The following is a 2605-nucleotide window of genomic DNA, read 5'->3' on the forward strand; positions in this document are numbered from 1 at the left end:
ACCCCACACACCCCACGCCCCAACGCCCGCTGCCACGACGCGATCGTGGTCGGACTGGGCGTGCACGGCAGCGCCGCTCTACGTCAGCTGGCCGCGCGCGGGCTCGACGTCCTCGGGCTCGAACAGTTCGGCCTGCACCACGACTTGGGCTCCTCGCACGGAGCGACCCGGATGATCCGCCGCGCCTATCCGCACCCCGACTGGGACGCCCTGGTCGACACCGCCTACCGGGCCTGGGCGGAGCTGGAGGGCGCCTCGAAGGCCCAACTGCTCGACATCACCGGCGGGTTGTACGCGGCTCCGAAGGACCGGCCCGATCCCCTGCGCGGCCCCGGTTGCCGCGAAGTCGATACCGAGGAAGCGGCACGGATTTTCCCGGGACTGCGGCTCCCCACCGGATTCACGGCCGTACACGACCCGCGCGCCGGCATCATCGACGCGCAGGAGACGCTGCGCGCCCAACTGACCCTCGCCGAACGCTCCGGCGCGCACATTCACGACCACGCCCCCGTCCTCGGCTGGGAACCGGACGGCGACGAGGTCGTGGTCCGCACCGGCAGGGCCGTCCTGCGCACGCGGCGTCTCGTGCTGTGCGCCGGCCCCTGGACGGCGGCCCACGTCCCGTTCCTGACACCGCATCTGACGGTCACTCGTATCGTCAACGCCTACTTCGCCGCCGACCCGGCGGGACCGCTCGGCGCCTCCGGCCTCGGCAGCTTCTCCGTCGACCTGCCGCAGGGCCTCCTGTACGGGTTCCCCGCGGCCGACGGCCGTGGCCTCAAGGCCGGGTTGGACAGCGGCCCGCCCTGGGACCCACAGGCTCCCCGCCCCGAAGCGACGGCCGACGAACTCGCCCTGCTCGCCGAGGCGGTGGCCCAGGTGCTGCCCGGCGCAGGACCAGTCACCGAGAGCCTGACGTGCCTCTACACGATGACCGCCGACCGGCGCTTCCTCGTCGGCGAAGTGCCGGGCGTGCCACAGGTGTTGGTGGCGTCGGCGTGTTCAGGGCACGGGTTCAAGTTCGGACCGGCGATCGGTGAGGCACTGGCCGACCTCGTGTGCGGAATCGCCCGCCCGGACCTGGACTTCCTCTCCCCGGCCCGGCTGTTCCCCGGCGGTACCCCGTGAAGGGCCGCACCAGGAAGACAACCCGAACCCGGCGCTCAGCCGTGGAAGACCGTCTGGGACCGGCGCTCGTACCAGGCCGTCAGATGCTCGCCGGAACTGATGACGTGCTCGCGCATCAACGCGTCGGCGCCGTCGGCGTCGTGCGCGGCCAACGCCTCGATCACCGCCTCGTGCTGACGGATGTTCAGCTGCCGGTGGCGTTCGTCGCCGGCGAGGGCGAGCGAGGAGACGTTGCGAGGGAAACTCTCGTTGATCCGGTCGATCATCCGGGTCAGCCAGGGATTGTCGGCCGCTTCGCAGATGACCGTGTGGAAACAGTCGTTGGCGGCCGTGGTGGTGAGTCCGCCCGCACCCCTCACCTCATCCTCGGCCCGCGCCACCGCCTCGCAGAGAACCGCGTTGTGCTCGCGCAGCGCGGCGAGCCCGCGTTCTGTGATGCGGGAGGCGGCGCGCCGGGCGGCCATGCCCTCCAGCTCGGCCCGCACCTCGTAGGCCTGGCGCACCTCCCAGGGCGCGGGCACCCGCACCACCGCACCGCGGTTAGGCTGCATCTCGATCAGCCCGCCGTTCTGCAGCTGGCGCAGCGCCTCGCGCACCGGTGTGCGGCTGACCCCGAACTCGGTGGCCAGCGCCGCCTGGCGCAGCGGTTTGCCGATCGCCAGCTCGCCGTTCATGATCCGCGCGCGGATGCGGGCCGCGATGTCGTCGACGAGGGGACTCTCGTCAGTCTGAGGCGTCATCGGAGTCGGTCAAACCCTTCTCGGGGGCGGTCGGGGGCTGCGCGGTGGTGGAGCAGTTTCCCACGCGGCCGGGGGCGTCCACAGCCGCTCATTTTTGGATCCACTTCCATGATATCCGCATCCAATAGGAGGGCCGCATGAATCTGGACTTCGCCAAGGCGATCGACGTGTCCGTTCCCATCCATCCCGGCATGCTCCACTGGGGCCGCCGCCCCGAGGTGGAGATCGTCGAGTCCCGTACCGCCGGCGATCCCTCCAACGTGAGCCGCTGGCGCATCGGCGCCCACACCGGCACCCACATCGACGCTCCGGCCCACTTCATCGACGGCGGCAAGACGGTCGACCGGCTCGACCTGTCCGCCCTCAACGGCGCCGCGCGGGTGCTGGACCTCACCCACGTCAAGGAGCAGATCACCGCCGCCGACCTCGACGCGGCCGGCCTCGGCCAGGAGGAACGGGTGCTGCTGCGCACCAGCAACTCCGAGGGCGTCCTGCGCAGCCCGTGGAAGGCCCGCGACTGGGTCGGACTGGCCCCGGACGGCGCGGAACGCCTCATCGAGGCCGGGGTGCGCACCGCCGGCATCGACTATCTGAGCATCGAGGCGGTCGCCTACACCACCCACTGGGAGACCCACCAACTCCTGTGCGCCGCCGAGGTGTTGATCCTGGAGGTCGTGGACCTGCTCCACACACCCGCCGGGGTCTACGACATGCTCTCCCTCCCCCTGCCCCTCCAG

At 71.2% G+C, this 2605-nt stretch carries 3 protein-coding genes; 2 read left to right on the plus strand and 1 reads right to left on the minus strand.

Annotated features, from left to right (window positions below; all coding sequences use genetic code 11):
- Positions 1-1128: N-methyl-L-tryptophan oxidase (gene solA / locus AC31A1_RS49845; protein ID WP_489659667.1), on the plus strand; the 1128-nt coding region annotated here is incomplete at its 5' end.
- Between the two features lie 35 nt (positions 1129-1163).
- Here solA and AC31A1_RS49850 read toward each other — a convergent pair.
- Positions 1164-1868, minus strand: a complete 705-nt coding sequence (locus AC31A1_RS49850) for a GntR family transcriptional regulator (RefSeq protein WP_489659668.1) — start codon at positions 1866-1868, stop codon at positions 1164-1166.
- Positions 1869-2005: 137 nt separating this feature from the next.
- On the opposite strand from AC31A1_RS49850, the gene AC31A1_RS49855 reads away from it, so the two are divergent.
- The coding region (locus AC31A1_RS49855; RefSeq protein WP_489659669.1) for a cyclase family protein at positions 2006-2605 on the plus strand (600 nt) is incomplete at its 3' end.

The organism is Streptomyces sp. P5F9, from assembly GCF_057961495.1.

Excerpts from the sequence above, each read along its gene's own strand:
- AC31A1_RS49850 (WP_489659668.1), bottom strand. The coding sequence starts at position 1,868 with ATGACGCCTCAGACTGACGAGAGTCCCCTCGTCGACGACATCGCGGCC.